Source organism: Pseudomonas tremae (assembly GCF_001401155.1).
In the GTDB taxonomy this organism is placed as follows: Bacteria; Pseudomonadota; Gammaproteobacteria; order Pseudomonadales; family Pseudomonadaceae; genus Aquipseudomonas; species Aquipseudomonas tremae.
In genome coordinates this window covers 1-16,214 of sequence record NZ_LJRO01000252.1, presented here as the reverse complement: position 1 = coordinate 16,214, position 16,214 = coordinate 1, and the positions used below count along the sequence as shown (strand labels likewise).

Annotated in this window: 11 protein-coding genes and 1 pseudogene; 8 read left to right on the top strand and 4 right to left on the bottom strand. The window is 59.3% G+C overall.

Annotated features, from left to right (window positions below):
- Nucleotides 1-7: 7 nt before the first annotated feature.
- Together ALO43_RS15780 and recQ are read right to left on the bottom strand one after the other, a co-directional pair.
- Complete coding sequence (locus ALO43_RS15780; protein WP_005889599.1) at nt 8-442, bottom strand: MarR family transcriptional regulator; 435 nt, start codon at nt 440-442, stop codon at nt 8-10.
- 93 nt (nt 443-535) lie between these two features.
- On the bottom strand, nt 536-2,665 hold the full coding sequence (recQ, locus tag ALO43_RS15775; RefSeq protein WP_005889596.1) for a DNA helicase RecQ: 2,130 nt from the start codon (nt 2,663-2,665) through the stop codon (nt 536-538).
- Nucleotides 2,666-2,841: 176 nt separating this feature from the next.
- On the opposite strand from recQ, the gene ALO43_RS15770 reads away from it, so the two are divergent.
- The 3 genes from ALO43_RS15770 to ALO43_RS15760 all read left to right on the top strand — a co-directional run bounded on the left by ALO43_RS15770 (nt 2,842) and on the right by ALO43_RS15760 (nt 4,261).
- Nucleotides 2,842-3,429: a UPF0149 family protein gene (locus ALO43_RS15770; RefSeq protein ID WP_024690187.1), complete on the top strand. Its 588-nt coding sequence runs from the start codon at nt 2,842-2,844 to the stop codon at nt 3,427-3,429.
- A 10-nt stretch (nt 3,430-3,439) separates the two neighbouring features.
- Nucleotides 3,440-3,841 (top strand): YbaN family protein, encoded by a 402-nt coding sequence (locus tag ALO43_RS15765; RefSeq protein ID WP_024690186.1) that lies wholly within the window; start codon nt 3,440-3,442, stop codon nt 3,839-3,841.
- A gap of 186 nt (nt 3,842-4,027) precedes the next feature.
- On the top strand, nt 4,028-4,261 hold the full coding sequence (locus tag ALO43_RS15760; protein WP_054997778.1) for a hypothetical protein: 234 nt from the start codon (nt 4,028-4,030) through the stop codon (nt 4,259-4,261).
- A gap of 58 nt (nt 4,262-4,319) precedes the next feature.
- On the opposite strand, the gene pap is transcribed toward ALO43_RS15760, so the two are convergent.
- Nucleotides 4,320-5,816 carry a polyphosphate:AMP phosphotransferase gene (gene pap / locus ALO43_RS15755; protein WP_024690184.1) on the bottom strand — a complete coding sequence of 499 codons (1,497 nt, stop codon included), beginning with the start codon at nt 5,814-5,816 and terminating at the stop codon, nt 4,320-4,322.
- A 149-nt stretch (nt 5,817-5,965) separates the two neighbouring features.
- Between pap and mnmC the strand changes: the two genes are divergently transcribed.
- From mnmC to ALO43_RS15735, 4 genes are all read left to right on the top strand, one after another.
- On the top strand, nt 5,966-7,948 hold the full coding sequence (gene mnmC / locus ALO43_RS15750) for a bifunctional tRNA (5-methylaminomethyl-2-thiouridine)(34)-methyltransferase MnmC2/FAD-dependent 5-carboxymethylaminomethyl-2-thiouridine(34) oxidoreductase MnmC1 (RefSeq protein ID WP_024690183.1): 1,983 nt from the start codon (nt 5,966-5,968) through the stop codon (nt 7,946-7,948).
- Nucleotides 7,949-8,222: 274 nt separating this feature from the next.
- Complete coding sequence (locus tag ALO43_RS15745; RefSeq protein WP_005889582.1) at nt 8,223-8,891, top strand: ABC transporter ATP-binding protein; 669 nt, start codon at nt 8,223-8,225, stop codon at nt 8,889-8,891.
- Between the two features lies 1 nt (nt 8,892).
- The gene (locus ALO43_RS15740; RefSeq protein WP_042932178.1) at nt 8,893-11,373 is read left to right on the top strand and encodes an ABC transporter permease; all 2,481 of its coding nucleotides are present in this window, start codon (nt 8,893-8,895) and stop codon (nt 11,371-11,373) included.
- Nucleotides 11,363-12,442 carry a lipocalin-like domain-containing protein gene (locus ALO43_RS15735; RefSeq protein ID WP_042932177.1) on the top strand — a complete coding sequence of 360 codons (1,080 nt, stop codon included), beginning with the start codon at nt 11,363-11,365 and terminating at the stop codon, nt 12,440-12,442. The genes ALO43_RS15740 and ALO43_RS15735 overlap by 11 nt, the downstream gene beginning before the upstream one ends.
- Before the next feature lie 29 nt (nt 12,443-12,471).
- Here the strand turns inward: ALO43_RS15735 and ALO43_RS15730 are convergent, their stop codons facing one another.
- The gene (locus ALO43_RS15730) at nt 12,472-15,240 is read right to left on the bottom strand and encodes a polysaccharide lyase family 8 super-sandwich domain-containing protein (RefSeq protein WP_005889579.1); all 2,769 of its coding nucleotides are present in this window, start codon (nt 15,238-15,240) and stop codon (nt 12,472-12,474) included.
- 236 nt (nt 15,241-15,476) lie between these two features.
- Between ALO43_RS15730 and ALO43_RS15725 the strand changes: the two are divergent.
- Nucleotides 15,477-16,214, top strand: a pseudogene (locus ALO43_RS15725) (N-acetylglutaminylglutamine amidotransferase); the annotation flags it as partial.

Sequence of the window (16,214 nt, the reverse complement as noted above, 5' to 3'; positions counted from 1 at the left end):
CTTCGTCTCAGGATCTTTCCAGATTGGCCAGAATCTGTGAGTGCACCTGCATGCTGACGCGCAGATCGTCTTCGCTCACGCCTTTTAACAGTTCGATACGCAAGACATTGGCTATGGTCTCAATCTTCTCGATCAGGGGCAATGCGGTATCACAGAGCAGTATCTTCTTCGCCCGGCGATCCTCAGCGACCGCCACTCGTTGAACCAGCCCCTGTTTTTCGAGGCTGTCGAGCAGTCGGGCCAGGGTCGGACCTTCCACACCAACGCTCTGCGCCAGCTCGCGCTGGGTAGGCGGTTGGTTGAAACGGGCAAGGTGTAGAAGAACCAGCCAGCGAGCCTGTGACAGGCCAAGATCGACCAGCCTGCGGTCCAGCTCAGCGCGCCAGCCTCGGGTCAGGTGGCCCAGTTGCATCCCGAAACGGTGTTCATCAGTCAATGGCATAAGGGAACTCATGATTCAAACTAATTGTTAGCGAGCTAAGCATGGTCCCTATGATCAGGCAAGCAAGTGGCGGTGACGCTACGTTGCACGTCGTTATACCTCAAATTCCGATTGCAGCGCCGCACGCACGCAATACAGCACCCCCTCCGGGACCCGCCCAGCAAACTGTTCGGCAATCGCCGACACCGGCGGCAACTCGCCTTCGCCGTCGAGAAAAGCGTCCTGGACTTCACCCAGCAAATCTTCCGGCAAATCCAGCGCCTGCTCGATAGACAACTGCTGCTTGCCGATGGCCTCGGCCAGCAGGGTGTAGACGTTCTTTTCCGAGCACTGCAACTGGCCTGCGATCTGTGCTGGCGTCATACCGGCACGCGCCAGGCTGATCAACTCGTGGCGAATGTCGGCCACCACCCTGGGCGCCTCGGCTTTGCCGCTGAGCACTTCGAGAAACGCCTCACCGTAACGCTCCAGCTTGCGCGCACCCACGCCACTGACGCGCGCCATCTCGGCCATCGAACCCGGCTTGCTACGCAGCATTTCCAGCAGCGTCGAGTCGGGAAAAATGACGTAAGGTGGCACGCCGTGTTCTTCGGCCAGTTTGCGCCGCAGGGTCCGCAAGGCTTCCCACTGCTCACGCTCCTCGCCTCGCACCAGTTGGCTGGCCGGGCTGCCGGAACTGCTTTTCGAAGTGGTTTGTGGTTTGAGATCGCGACGCAGTTCCAAAGAAACTTCACCACGCAACAACGGCCGACAGGTGTCGCTCAGGCGCAGACCGCCGTAGCCTTCAAGATCGATGTCGGCCAGACCGCGCGCGACCAGCTGACGGAACAGCGAACGCCATTCGGCTTCTGTGCGCGCCTTGCCTACACCGAATACCGACAAGTGCTGATGACCGAAGCTTTCCACCTTGTCATTGGATTTGCCGAGCAGGACATCCACCAGATGCCCCACGCCATAACGCTGACCGGTTCGGTAAATGGCGGATAGCGCCTGACGCGCAGGCTCGGTGGCATCCCAGGTCTGCACACCGTCGACACAGTTGTCGCAGTGGCCGCACGGGTTGGGCATGTCTTCGTCGAAATAGGCCAGCAAGGTCTGCCGGCGGCAGCGGGTTTCTTCACACAGGGCCAGCATGGCATCGAGTTTGTGCTGCTCCAGCCGCTTGTGGCGCTCGTCGCCTTCGGAGTTCTGCAGCATCTGCTTGAGCATCAGCACGTCCTGCAGGCCGTAGGCCATCCAGGCATCGGCAGGCAGACCATCGCGCCCTGCCCGGCCAGTTTCCTGGTAGTAAGCCTCAAGGGATTTCGGCAGGTCCATGTGCGCGACGAAACGCACGTTGGGTTTGTCGATACCCATGCCGAACGCGATGGTCGCGACCATGATCAGCCCCTCCTCGTTGAGGAAGCGCTTCTGGTTGGCCGCGCGGGTTTCCGACGGCAAACCTGCGTGATAGGGCAGCGCGGGATAACCGTTCTCGCTGAGAAAAACCGCCACTTCATCGACTTTCTTGCGTGACAGGCAATAGACGATGCCAGCGTCGCTGCGCCGCTCGGACAGGAACGCCAGCAACTGCTTGCGCGGCTGTTCCTTGGGCACGATGCGGTAAAAGATGTTGGGACGGTCGAAGCTGGAGAGGAAGCGCTCGGCGTTCTGCAAGTGCAGACGCGTGACGATTTCTTCTCGGGTGCGCTTGTCGGCTGTGGCGGTCAACGCGATACGCGGCACATCCGGAAACAGCTCGGCCAGTTGCCCCAGTTGCAGGTATTCAGGACGGAAATCATGGCCCCATTGCGATACACAATGCGCTTCGTCGATAGCGAACAGGGCGATTTTCAGGTTTTGCAGGAATGACAGCATGCGTGGCTGGACCAGTCGCTCCGGGGCGAGGTACAGCATTTTGACCTCGCCCAGACGAACGCGATTGGCCAGGTCGCGCTGCTGCTCTGCGCTGAGGGTAGAGTTGAGCGCTGCAGCCGAAACACCCAGCTCGTCCAGCGTGGCAACCTGATCGTCCATCAGCGCGATCAGCGGCGATACGACCACACACAAGCCATCACGCAACAGCCCCGGCACCTGGAAACACAGGGACTTGCCGCCCCCGGTAGGCATCAGCACCAGTGCATCGCCGCCGTTGGCCACACGCTCAATAATGGCACCCTGGCGACCACGAAAACTGTCGTAACCAAAGATGTCTTTAAGTACGCGTTGTGCCTGCTCAAGCATAAAAACCCCGGAATATCCTGCTGCACTGCAAAACGCAGGAGTATACCCGAGCACTCGCAGGCAATGGATGACTGGGACATCAGCGGTCAAAATTAACTGCAATTGGCCTGCGCGCTGGCGCCACGGGCGCTCAGGGCCTAGAATCCAGCATCGTTTATTTTCAAGGTAGTGCCTCCATGTCCTTCGCTGAGCAACTCACCCGCCTGCAAGTCTTCCTCGATGCAGATGAACTGCACGATGAAGCGCTGGACTACGTGGCCGCGCATGGCTACCTGACTGCCCTGTCCATCTGTGCCGAGGAGGTGCCGGAGCGCGAATGGATCGACGCACTGTTCTCCGAGCCGCCGCAATACGCCAGTGAAGCGCAGCAGACGGAAGTCGAGGCAACACTTATTGCACTGAAGGCGCACATTGCTCGCCTGCTGGCGTCGGACGAAGAGTTCGAGCTGCCCTGCGATCTGGACCTGGGCGACGACCCTGATGACTCCGACCTTCGCGGCTGGTGCATCGGCTTCATGGAAGGCGTGTTCCTGCGTGAAAACGCCTGGTTCGAAAGTGCCGAGGAAGAAGTCAGCGAAATGCTCTTGCCGATCATGGTGGGTTCGGGCCTGTTCGACGAGCAGCCGGAATTCTCCGACATCGCTCAGGACGCCAACCTGATGGACGACATGATCGTGCAGATCCCGGAAGCACTGACAGCGCTCTACCTGTTGTGTCAGGCCCCGGACGAGAAGCCGGCGATCCTCAAACCCCGCCACCACTGAGTCGGCGCCTATGGCGCAAGGCTCACTGCGCACCAGCCGTCATTGGTGGGTGCGCTATCTGCTTGTAGCGGTCGGCTGGTTGAGCGTCGCACTGGGCGTCATCGGCATTTTCCTGCCGGTGCTGCCCACTACGCCCTTTCTGCTGTTGGCCGCCGCCTGTTTCGCCCGTAGCTCCCCGCGCTTCTACCAATGGCTGATCAACCATCGGCAGCTTGGCCCGTGGATTCGCGACTACCTCGAAGGCAACGGCATTCCCCTCAAGGGCAAAGTGTGGGCAATCGGCACGATGTGGTTCAGCATCGGCCTGTCGTGCTACCTGGTGCCATCGTTCTGGGCGCGCGCGTTCATGCTCACCAGTGCAGTACTGGTCACGATTTATATCCTCCGGCAAAAGACGCGGCAAAAGCGCTGATCCAATAGCGCTATCAGCGCCACCGTGTATCACTCATGAAACAGCTGCTTTTCGGGCATGGTGCCTATTCGAAAAGCGTCTGAGGGCGCGTTCAAACTCGCATAGGCTTCAGGGCAAGCCTTGAACGGATCGAGGCTGATAAACCGACAGAAACCAGTCGGGCAGCCCGCTTTCAAGGAGAACACCATGCGCGACCTGAACCCTCTTTACGCTGCGGTCCTGCAGGCTGTGGAGGCAATGGCCCCAAATGCTCAGACTCCGCAGCCCGAGCTTGAGCCTCAGCCACGTGCTCCATTGCCAAAAAGACACACAACTGCCCACACGGACCTGACTCGACTCCTGAACGGCGACTTCCAGCAAGCGGACGATGTGACGGCCCCGCAGCCGATCGCCTTGCAGGTGGCGAATGCGCCTCAGTGACCGCCACCCGCCACGTAGTCGGGCATTTATTCAGCCGATCAATAGACGCAACGCGTGATCATTTCTTCTTGTCTCTGGCGAACGCTGCTTCCAGCGCTTCGTTGATCGTGCGCAGTACCTTGACTCTTGCCCAGCGCTTGTCGTTGGCCTCGATCAGTGTCCAGGGCGCGATTTCGGTGCTGGTGCGATCCACCATGTCACCCACTGCCTGGCGGTAATCAGGCCATTTCTTGCGGTTGCGCCAGTCGTCTTCGGTGATCTTGTAGCGCTTGAAAGGGATCTTTTCACGCTCCTGAAAGCGCTCCAGCTGGGTCTGTTGATCGATGGCCAGCCAGAACTTGACGACCACCACACCCGCTTCCGTGAGTTGTTCTTCGAAATCGTTGATTTCGGCGTAAGCGCGCTTCCAGTCCGAGTCGCTGCAAAAACCCTCGACCCGCTCGACCAGCACGCGGCCATACCAAGAGCGGTCGAAGATGGTGAATTTGCCGCGCGCCGGTATCTGGCGCCAGAACCGCCACAGATACGGTTGCGCTCGTTCGTCCTGAGTCGGCGCAGCGATAGGCACGATGGCGTACTGACGCGGGTCCAGTGCAGCGGCAACCCGTCGGATAGCGCCGCCTTTACCTGCTGCGTCATTGCCTTCGAACACGGCCAGCAATGCATGGCTCTTCATGCGTTTGTCGCGCATGTTGCCGGACAGCCGCGCCTGCTCGGTGATCAGTTGTTCCTGATAGTAGTCCTTGCTCAGTTGCAGGCTCAGGTCGAGGCTGTCGAGCAGCGTGCGTTCATCACTGTGGATCGCCAGCGGCCCGACCGTGAGCGCGCTGGGCTCGGGTTCGACCTTGTTGAGCGCAGCCTGCATGCCCTCCAGCAACAGGCGTCCCACCGTCAGGCTGCGGTAGTTGGCGTCCACGCCTTCGATCACGTGCCAGGGCGCGTACTCGCGGCTGGTGCGGCGCAACACTCGCTCGCCGAAGCGCACGAACTTGCCGTAGGTCCGGGATTGCTGCCAGTCCAACGGGCTGATGCGCCAGCTGTGCAGCGGGTCATCCTTGAGGGTCTTGAGGCGCAGCTTCATCTGTTTTTTGGACAGGTGAAACCAGAACTTGAAGATCAGCGCGCCTTCGTCACAGAGCATCTTTTCAAGGCGTTCGGCACCGCTGATGGCCTGATCGAGTACCGCATCCTTGTAGCGGCCATGCACACGATCCTGAAGCATCTGGCTGTACCAGTTGCCAAAGAAAATGCCCATGCGCCCCTTGGCCGGCAGCTGTCGCCAGTACCGCCAGGCCGGCGGGTGCGCCAGTTCTTCGTCGGTTTGCTGGTCGAAGGTGCGCACCTCTATCAAGCGCGGGTCCATCCATTCGTTGAGCAGTTTGACGGTCTCGCCCTTGCCAGCGCCTTCTATGCCATTGATCAGCACAATGATCTGCCGCCCGGCCTGCTCGTGAAGGTCTATTTGCGCTTCCAGCAACGCCTCGCGCAACTCGGGCAGGGCCGCCTCGTAGGTTTCATCGTCAATGGCATGACCGATTTCAGCAGATTCAAACATGCACAACTCCTGATGGGTGGTGGCTCAATGAACGCCCCAATGGTGATTGTGACCACTGATCAGGGGCATCGGTCAATCCGCGCAGCCTTGATAGCACTTTTATCCGCGCAGACGGCTAAAATGCAGCCACTGCCTCCGCTGAGCCCGACATGACTATTACCCGCCACGCCCAGATCGACTGGGACGAACACGGCAACCCGCGTTCCCGCGACTTTTCCGACGTGTATTTTTCCACCGAATCCGGCCTGGACGAGACACGCCATGTGTTTCTGGTGCAAAACGACCTGCGGCGGCGTTTCACCGAGTTACCGGCTGGCGGGCGACTGGTGATTGGTGAGACCGGCTTTGGCACGGGCCTTAATTTTCTCTGTACCTGGCAGTTGTTCAACGAGTGCGCGCCAGCCGATGCACGGCTGCATTTTGTCAGCGTCGAGAAGTACCCGCTGAGCCGCGCCGACCTGCAACGGGCGCTTGCGCTATGGCCGGAACTGTCGAGCGTCGCCCAGCCGTTGCTTGAGCAATATGTTGCGATACATGAGGGTTTTCAGCGCCTGGTCTTCGATGGCGGACGTGTCACCCTGACGCTGCTGATCGGTGATGCCTTGCAGATGCTGCCGCAACTGGACGGGCAGATCGATGCTTGGTTTCTCGATGGCTTCGCCCCGGCGAAAAACCCTGAAATGTGGACCCCGGAACTGTTTGCCGAACTGGCCCGGCTGTCTGCACCTGCCACCACCATCGGCACGTTCACCAGTACCGGCTGGGTGCGGCGCTCGCTGAACGCGGCAGGTTTCAAGATGAAGCGCGTGCCGGGAATCGGCCACAAGTGGGAAGTGCTGCGCGGTGCGTTCATTGCCACGCCAGAAGGCGTCACGCCGCCCCCCGCCGCCAAACCCTGGTTCGCCCGCCCTGCGTTGATTGCACGGGAGCGCAAAGCGCTGGTGATCGGCGCCGGGCTGGCTGGGTGCGCAACTGCGCAGAGTCTTGCGCAACGCGGCTGGCAGGTCAGCCTGCTGGAACGCCATGCTGCACCGGCTCAGGAGGCCTCCGGCAACCCGCAAGGCGTGCTGTACCTGAAGCTGTCGGCGCACGGCACGGCGCTGTCACAGCTTATCCTGAGTGGTTTTGGTCACACGCGCAGGCTGCTTGAACGCCTGCAACGAGGTGTGGACTGGGACGCTTGCGGCGTGCTGCAGCTGACCTTCGACGACAAGGAGGCGCTGCGCCAGAAGCAACTGGCCGAAGCCTTCCCGGAATCGCTGTTGCACTTGCTTGACCGCCCCGCAGCCGAAGCGCAAAGCGGCATTGCGCTCGACAGCGGTGGACTGTTTTATCCCGAGGGCGGCTGGGTCCACCCGCCTGCGTTGTGTCAGGCACAGGTACAACACCCGAATATCCGTCTGATCGCCCATCATCAGGCGCTGGCGTTAAAGCGTGTCGATGATCAATGGCAGGTTTGGGGTGATGAGCAACTGATCGACAGCGCACCCGTTGTAGTTTTGGCAGGGGCGGCTGACATCAAGCAGTTTTCGCAGAGCGCCGACTTGCCGCTCAAGCGCATTCGCGGTCAGATCACGAGCTTGGCGCAAACCGACGCAAGTGCTGCATTGCGCAGCGTGGTGTGCGCCGAAGGTTATGTCGCGCCGGCACGGCTGGGCGAACACACGTTAGGGGCCAGTTTTGATTTCAACAGCATTGATCTCACCCCCAATCTGGCGGATCACGCAGGCAACCTGACACTGCTGCAGGAAATTTCCGCAGACCTGGCGTCTCGCCTTGAGACAGCGGACATGCCTGCGCAGCAATTGCGCGGTCGGGCTGCGTTTCGTTGCACCAGCCCCGATTACCTGCCCATCGTCGGCCCGCTGGCCGATCGCGAAGCATTTATGCAGGCATACGCGGCGCTGGGCAAGGATGCACGGCAAGTACCTGATATAGATTGCCCGTGGCTGGACGGCCTGTACGTCAACAGCGGCCACGGCTCACGCGGTTTGATTACGGCACCGCTGTCGGCCGAACTGATCGCCGCCTGGGTCGACAACGAGCCCCTGCCCTTGCCACGCAGCGTAGCCGAGGCGTGCCACCCCAACCGCTTTGCCCTGCGCGGGATTATTCGCGGTGGCGGGAAGTAGCTTCATGGTGCCCATGCCAATGCGAAGCGTTATACACAAGCCCTGATAGGCCTGAAAAGCAGGACTAACGTGGAGCATCCGCGCAATGGTTGAGATTATCGTTCCCTGCGCTTCAGCGCGGGAATGCAGCTCTCCAGGCTCTACGTCGAAAGCAGGACGCAGAGTGTTCTGAACGACATGACGATGGGGGGCGTCGCACGATATTCTCATCTGCCGCGACGCGCACGCGCTCAGGCGCTACTCTTTGAACTCAGTCAGAACAGTTGAGCCACACATGCTGCAAGTGCGAAACGTAACCAAGCGCTACACCACGGCACAAGGACCACTGAATGTCTTGCGGGGTGTTGATCTGCATCTTGAGAAGGGCGAGAGCCTGGCGTTGATGGGTGAGTCCGGTAGTGGCAAAAGCACGCTGTTGCATCTGGTGGCGGGGCTGGATCAGGTCGATGGCGGCACTATCGAGGTCGCAGGCCAGCGTCTGGACCTGATGAGCGAAAGCCAGCTGGCCAACTGGCGACGTACCGAAATCGGCCTGGTGTTTCAGCAGTTCAACCTGATCGGCAGCCTGAAAATAGCTGACAATCTGGCGTTCCAGGCACGACTGGCAGGGCGTCACGACCCCGTCTGGCAGGCACAATTGACCGAGCGACTCGGGCTCGGCGAGCTCCTTGACCGTTACCCTGAACAGTTGTCCGGCGGCCAGCAGCAGCGTGTCGCCATCGGTCGCGCCCTCGCTTCACGGCCAGGCCTGTTGCTGGCCGACGAACCCACCGGCAATCTTGATGAAGCCACCAGTGACGAAGTGCTGCAACTGCTGCTGGACCTGCTCGGTGACAGCACCACCAGCCTGCTGATGGTCACCCACAGCCCGCGAGTCGCCGAACGCCTGGCGCGACAGGTGGTGTTGCATCATGGTCGCCTGGCAACCGAAGGCGAGCGCTGAGATGCGGGTTTTCTACTGGACCCTGCGTGCGTTACTGAGCCATTGGCGAAGGCATCCAGTGCAGTTTTTCAGCGTGCTGACGGGCCTTTGGCTGGCCACCGCGTTGCTGACCGGCGTACAGGCGCTTAACAGTCAGGCGCGAGAAAGCTACCAGCGAGCCAGCCAATTGATCGGCGGCGAACCGCAGACCAGCATTACAGCGACCGGCGGCGGACTGTTTGCTCAGGACCTGTTCATCCAGTTGCGCCGTGAAGGTTGGCCGGTGTCGCCCGCGCTGCAAGGGCGCATCGTGCTCAAGGACGCGCAAGACAGTCGTCTGCAACTGATGGGCATCGAGCCGGTGACGTTGCCCCAAGGCTCGGCACTGGCCGGGCAAACACTGGATTCGAACCAAATCGTCGACTTCCTCACGCCACCGGGCATGACCTGGATCGCGCCGCAGACGCTGCAGGCATTGGGGCTGCAGGAAGGCCAGCAGCCGCTGACCGAAAACGGCTCCGCGCTGCCTCCGCTGCGCGCCAAGCCAGACATGGCGCCGGGCGTGTTACTCACAGATATCGGCTTTGCACAAGCATTGCTGGGCCAGCCCGGACAGTTGTCGCGCATGCTGCTGGCCAAGGACTTTGCAGCCCGCAGCCCCACGCTTCCTTCCGCCCTGAGCAACCTGCTGGTGATCAGGAAAAGCGGTGAGGAGAACAACCTCGAGCGTCTGACCGAAAGCTTTCACCTGAATCTAAATGCGCTGGGTGTGCTGTCATTCATCGTCGGGCTGTTCATCGTCCATGCCGCCATTGGCCTGGCACTGGAACAGCGTCGGGGCCTGCTGCGCAACCTGCGCGCCTGCGGGGTCAGCGCTCGTTTGCTGATTACCGCGCTGAGCGTTGAGCTGGGCGCATTGGCTTTGCTGGGCGGCATTTTTGGCGTGGTCAGCGGCTATTTTCTGGCCAGTATGCTGCTGCCGGATGTCGCGGCCAGCCTGAGAGGCCTGTACGGGGCTGAAGTCGCCGGTCAATTGAATCTGAGCCTATGGTGGTGGCTGAGCGGAATAGGCCTGAGCCTGCTTGGCGCGTTGCTGGCCGGTGCCAACAGCCTGCTGCGCGCCGCACGGCTGCCGCTATTGGCGCTCGCCAATGCCCAAGCCTGGCAACAGGCCCATGCGCGCTGGCTGCGCAGGCAAGCCTGGGTGGCGGCAATAGGAGCAGCAGTTGCCTTGGCGGCCTTGCTGTTCGGCAACACGCTGATGCTGGGTTTTGTGATGATGTCCGCGCTGTTGCTCAGTGCTGCGCTGGGCCTTCCCGTGCTGCTGGATGCCATGCTCGGCAGCCTGCTACGGCGCAGTCGCTCGGCGCTGGGACAATGGTTTCTCGCCGACTGCCGTCAGCAATTGCCAGCGTTGAGCCTGGCGCTGATGGCGCTGTTGCTGGCAATGGCTGCCAATATCGGCGCAGGCAGCATGACATCGGGCTTTAGGGAGACCTTCAACAGCTGGCTGGAGCAACGCCTGACTGCCGAGTTGTACGTCAGCCCACAAGATCCGGCGCAGGCCAAACCCTTGCAAACCTGGCTGAACCAGCAAACGGATATCAGCGCAGTGCTGCCTAACTGGCAGGTGCCGGTACAGGTCCAGGGCTGGCCCGCCGATCTGTTTGGCGTGATCGATCACAGTACTTATCGCCAGCACTGGAAACTGCTCGAATCCGTCGCGGGCGATCCGTGGGATCTGTTGCGTGACGAGGACAGCGTAATGCTCAGCGAACAGCTCGCGCGCCGTCTCGGTGCGCGGCTGGACGATACGCTGAACATCCCGATACCCAACGGTCAGTGGCCTGTGCGTATCGTCGGGATCTACGCCGACTACGGCAATCCCAAAGGCCACTTGCTGGTGAACTCAAAACACCTGCTCACTCATTGGCCGCAACTGACGCCGGTTCGCTTCAACCTGAGGATCGACCGGGCGGCGACGCCTCCACTGATCAGCAGATTGCAGGACAACTTCACGCTGGACGACAACCACATCATTGATCAGAGCCAGCTCAAAGGCTGGTCCAGCCAGGTGTTTGAGCGCACGTTTGCGGCCACCGCTGCGCTCAACAGTCTGACACTCGGCGTGGCCGGAATAGCATTGTTCATCAGCCTGCTGACCCAGAGCCAGAGCCGCCTAGGACAGCTCGCACCGTTGTGGGCTCTGGGCGTGACGCGGCGGCAATTGATGCTGCTCAATCTGGGGCAGACCTGGCTGCTGGCGGTACTGACCCTGGTGCTCGCGCTGCCGTTGGGCCTGATGCTGGCATGGTGTCTGGACGCGGTCATCAACGTTCGGGCCTTTGGCTGGCGCCTGCCGTTGCAGGTGTTTCCGATGCAACTGCTGCAACTCATGGCGCTGGCGATGCTGGCGACTTTACTGGCCTCAGCCTGGCCGCTGCTGAAGCTGTACCGCAGCCGACCTGCGGATTTACTGCGGACATTCGCCAATGAACATTAAGTGGATGATGCCACTGGCGGTCGCGGTGCTACTCGCGGCCTGCGATGACAAACAGCAACCCGAAAGCGGCTTCGCCGGGCTTGGCAATGAAGCCGACGCATACACGCAGGTCACGCCAGGCAAGGTCTTTTCATTCCCCGAGGACCACGGCCAGCACCCCGGCTTTCGCATCGAATGGTGGTACATCACAGCCACCTTGAAGGACGATGCAGGCCGCCAATTCGGTGTGCAGTGGACCTTGTTCCGCAGCGCCCTGCGACCCGGCACACACACCGGCAGTGGCTGGAATGAAGGCACGATATGGCTGGGCCACGCAGCAGCCACATCGAGCAGCGGCCATTACGTGGCAGAGCGTTACGCACGGGGTGGAGTCGGCCAGGCAAACGTGACGTCGGCGCCCTTCTCGGCGTGGATCGACGATTGGGCATTCACCAGCAATGCTCAAACCGCAGACCCGCTCGCCTCGATGCAACTCAAGGCCAGCGGCAAGGACTTCCGCTACGACCTGCACCTGACCTCCAGTAAGCCGCTGGTGTTACAGGGCGAAAAGGGCTACAGCCAGAAATCCGAAGCAGGCCAGGCTTCCTACTATTACAGCCAGCCTTTCTTCGACGCCAAAGGTAGTGTGGCAATTGAAGGAAAAACCTATCAGGTCACCGGTAACGCCTGGCTGGACCGGGAATGGAGCAGTCAGCCATTGACCGCCAACCAGAGCGGCTGGGACTGGTTCTCCCTGCAACTGGCCAATGGCGACCGCTTGATGCTCTACCGCATCCGCCACAAGGATGGCACGCCCTACCTGACCGGCAACTGGATCAGCGCCGATGGCACGACAACGTTGCTGCACGCCAATGAAATCAGCCTTGAACCACTCGACACCACCTCGATCGGTGACCATCAGGTACCCACTCGCTGGGCGATCAGCATACCTGGCAAAAACCTGAGCATTACCACCGAAGCGCTGAACCCCAAGGCCTGGATGGGCACAAGTATTCCCTACTGGGAAGGGCCGGTGAGGTTCAGCGGTAGTCAGGTGGGAGTCGGGTATCTGGAGATGACGGGCTATTGATTCCCGTCACGTCTCCTCGCGGATACCAACTAATCAATCAGGAAGTTAACCGTCACAGAGCGCCCTCGTTCATCACCTTGCGGCAGGCTGACTACCAGCCGCACCAATGGCGTGCCCTGTTCATCTGCCTTGACGACAAATGACAAGTTTTCCAAGGTTTGCGTGGGGTCGGCGCAAGTCAATTTAACCTGCGTGTCCTGTAGTTCTGCAATATAGACGCAAGGTTGTTCCGGATAGAGGCCATGGCTGGCTTCCTGCACACCTCTGCGCGTTGACTCCACATCGAAACAACTCACCATTACAGCCTCGCCATCGGCCCCGATGTGCACATCGGCAATGCCGGCTTCGAGTACGCTAGCTGTTGCCAGGAGCGCCTTGCCCGAGAGATCTTCTGAAGGACTGACGCTATAGTGGTAAAAGCCGTTTTCACCTTTTTCATGATTGATACAAAGCGAAAAAACCGGCAGTGTCACGGTATCGGGGGAGCCGTTGATATTAATGTCAGACCACGCACCACTTCGGTTTTTCACCTCGATAGTCACGCTGGGGCGAGACCAGAAAAAACCAAGCGTATAGACGAAACCATCGTGATAAACCGCTCGGATATTGTCAGCCGTCAGCGAACCCTGTTCAAGTGCATGCTCATGATCGTCGATCGTCAGGTACCTCACCGGACCGCGCGCAATGCACTGATTAACACAGGTAACCACCGGGAACACGGCAGAGCGAGTATCAATTCCAGTCCCCAGGCAGGTCACACGATCATCGGTCGCCATGACTGTCTTATAGGCATGAGTCACGTTTTTTCTGGACAACTCCATGGACAGAACGGTTCTCTTTCCATCACTCACGCCTCCTGCAAAGTCGTGAGATCCCCACATGTTTACCCCCCAATCAGTATTGGGCCATTTGAAATCCGCAACTTGCTCGACCGTCGTCCCCGGCAGACGTTGCCAGTCCCAGACAGGCTGGATTCCCTCATACTCCTTGCCGTGATGACTCAGAAAATAAGTGCCAGCGCCCATGTAATAACCTTTCGGATTCTCGCCATTGCCACTTTCTCCACCCACTGTACGAGTGGAAATCGCCTTGGCCCACACACAGTATTGCGAGCCTATATGGGCCAGATAGTCATTGACCCAAAAAAGACGTCCACCTCTGTAGTGCTGATTTTTCGATTCATCGCCACCCGTGCGTCGAATCAGTTCATCAAGTGCTTCTTTGTTGGCAGTATCAGCTACGGGCAACAGTGCTTCAGCCCATTTCGCAATGTGAGCATTGAAAGCAATACCGCGACTGATCGCCCTACCATTGACGTGAAAATCCATATGGCTGGCGTAACCCATCCAGCCCATGCCCTCCACCACAACATTTACCAACTCAGACAGTGCAGTCGTTGTAAGTGAAAACTCGTTAACCAGCACCGCAGAACCTTCAACTATTCTGTTCAACAACTCAGCTCCATAGGATCCTGAATAGAGCTGCATGCAGTACTGACTGCCATTACGGGCATTGTGTTGATTGATAGCGTAATCCACGCTTACCCCTTCTCCATGCTCCTTGCCCTCGCGTTCGACTGGCAGGCACAGTCCGGACAGCACATCTGCCGCAGCACGCAGATACAGTAAATAGTTGCCCTGCCCGGAGTTCTTCCACGCGCTGACACTCCACAGAATCTGAACGGACGCAAAGTCAGCCAGATTGGCGCCAGTCTGGGTGTAGGCATACGTGTTTGTAGTCTTCATGGCGTAGGGAATGAACTGCTCAATCAGCTCTGAGCCGGTCAAATGCTTGGCGAGCAGTACAGCCGCGCGGCCAGCCTTTTTGGCAAGGCCAATCTGTCGATTCCACCAACTGATGTTGTAGCCCTGCCGGGCGTAAAAGTTCAGTGCTGCCAGCGCATGAGACAGATAATGCGCAGGCGATGCAGCTGCCTGACTGAAAAGATAGCAGGCGATTCTGAAGGCCCTGTCCAGATGCAGATTGAGCCCACTGATATCCCCGACTGTCGAACCTGGCGCGGGGTAGGTGATGTCTCGAAACTTACCGTCAGAAAAACCAGTCAACCAGGCGTCTATGTCCTTCTGAGACGGAATAGACTTCGGTATCTGATCACTAAGACGCTTGAATACCTGCGCGGCACTTGCCAATGCGGCTGGCGAGAAGCCGAAATCGAATTCAAGCGTCAGCGGTAATCCGGCCGGAGCCCAAAGGTGGTTACGAAAACTGCTGCCAATTGGAACGAACGTTTTCTGGGCGTTATCCTTTTCTCCGGCACGTAATAACTCTCCTCTGCTGTTTATCGTCTCGCTCAAATAGGCAGGCCACCAATATTTTCCCAAACGCTCAATCGGGATATGGCATTGGACGGTCTGGTAGACATCGCCTGTCGACTTGTTGAGAAGACGGCAGGTGATCGTTGTGCCTTCAGGCAACGCGCCTACCGAATTGACGGTATAAAGATCCGACCACTGACTGAAACGGCACGCACTGGTAAGCGCAACTCGGGCACTCGCTGAGTCTGTCCATATTTTATTCAAATAACTGCTGTGCTCGGTCTCGAATGTCCCGTCGGTCTGCTGGACGCCTGCACGCAGGTGCGTAGCCGTGGCATTGATGTAATCTGCGAAAGCTTTCGTCCAGTTGTACTGCCCTACCGCAGGCGTCGGGGAGAACCGCACGGTTTCTACCGGCTCCCCCGTCGCGGTATCGACAAGAGTGACCTGCAAATTCTCCCCTGCGACCAAGTCCCGCTCAGAGTTGATTTCTCTCATCGAAACCCAAGTGTTTACATCCATTGCACATCCCCCTTCTTGGTAGCTGTGGGTGTCGTTGGCTGAATCATGCGCTGCCCGGCCATCGACCCATCACTGGCAATTCTGATAGGTCCAGTCGCACACGCCGGGCTACAGCAAGGGACCAATCTCAAAGGCTTATAACTTTTTGATCTAAAACTACCCCGCCCTTGCTAGGTCAGTTTCTGGGTGACTGCACTTCCTCAGTCACCTCCCCAACGGAAACCCGGTAAGGACTTATGTGCGGATTAGCAGGTGAGCTACGTTTTGACCATCAACCAGCGGACCTCGCCGCGGTTGAACGAATTACCCATGAGCTGGCGCCTCGCGGCCCGGATGCGTGGGGGTTTCACAGCCAGGGGCCAGTTGCCCTTGGTCATCGCCGACTGAAGATCATGGACCTGTCGGACGGCTCGGCGCAGCCGATGATCGACGGCAACCTTGGCCTGTCGATGGCTTTCAATGGCGCTATTTATAACTTCCCGGAATTGCGCGCCGAGCTGGAAAACCTTGGCTATCAGTTTCATTCCGGTGGCGACACCGAAGTACTGCTCAAGGGTTATCACGCGTGGGGCGCAGACATGCTGCCCAAGCTCAATGGCATGTTTGCCTTTGCCATCTGGGAGCGCGACAGCAAGCAGCTGTTCATCGCCCGTGACCGCCTCGGCGTCAAGCCGTTGTACCTGTCCAAGACCGACAAGCGCCTGCGCTTCGCGTCCTCGCTGCCAGCCCTGCTCAAGGGCGGCGACATCAGCGGGATGCTTGATCCGGTGGCGCTCAATCATTACCTCAACTTCCATGCTGTGGTGCCTGCACCGCGCACGTTGCTGGCCGGTGTCGAAAAACTTCCGCCAGCCAGCTGGATGCGCATCGACGCCAGCGGCAAGGTCGAGCAGAAAGTCTGGTGGACCCTGCCTTACGGCCCACATGAAGACGAAAAAAACCTGACCCTCGAAGACTGGCGCGATCGCGTGCTG

What these genes read in the sequence shown, in the direction of transcription:
- ALO43_RS15780 (WP_005889599.1), bottom strand. Translation starts at nt 442, where the DNA reads ATGCCATTGACTGATGAACACCGTTTCGGGATGCAACTGGGCCACCTG.
- recQ (WP_005889596.1), bottom strand. Translation starts at nt 2,665, where the DNA reads ATGCTTGAGCAGGCACAACGCGTACTTAAAGACATCTTTGGTTACGAC.
- ALO43_RS15770 (WP_024690187.1), top strand. Translation starts at nt 2,842, where the DNA reads ATGTCCTTCGCTGAGCAACTCACCCGCCTGCAAGTCTTCCTCGATGCA.
- ALO43_RS15765 (WP_024690186.1), top strand. Translation starts at nt 3,440, where the DNA reads ATGGCGCAAGGCTCACTGCGCACCAGCCGTCATTGGTGGGTGCGCTAT.
- ALO43_RS15760 (WP_054997778.1), top strand. Translation starts at nt 4,028, where the DNA reads ATGCGCGACCTGAACCCTCTTTACGCTGCGGTCCTGCAGGCTGTGGAG.
- pap (WP_024690184.1), bottom strand. Translation starts at nt 5,816, where the DNA reads ATGTTTGAATCTGCTGAAATCGGTCATGCCATTGACGATGAAACCTAC.
- mnmC (WP_024690183.1), top strand. Translation starts at nt 5,966, where the DNA reads ATGACTATTACCCGCCACGCCCAGATCGACTGGGACGAACACGGCAAC.
- ALO43_RS15745 (WP_005889582.1), top strand. Translation starts at nt 8,223, where the DNA reads ATGCTGCAAGTGCGAAACGTAACCAAGCGCTACACCACGGCACAAGGA.
- ALO43_RS15740 (WP_042932178.1), top strand. Translation starts at nt 8,893, where the DNA reads ATGCGGGTTTTCTACTGGACCCTGCGTGCGTTACTGAGCCATTGGCGA.
- ALO43_RS15735 (WP_042932177.1), top strand. Translation starts at nt 11,363, where the DNA reads ATGAACATTAAGTGGATGATGCCACTGGCGGTCGCGGTGCTACTCGCG.
- ALO43_RS15730 (WP_005889579.1), bottom strand. Translation starts at nt 15,240, where the DNA reads ATGGATGTAAACACTTGGGTTTCGATGAGAGAAATCAACTCTGAGCGG.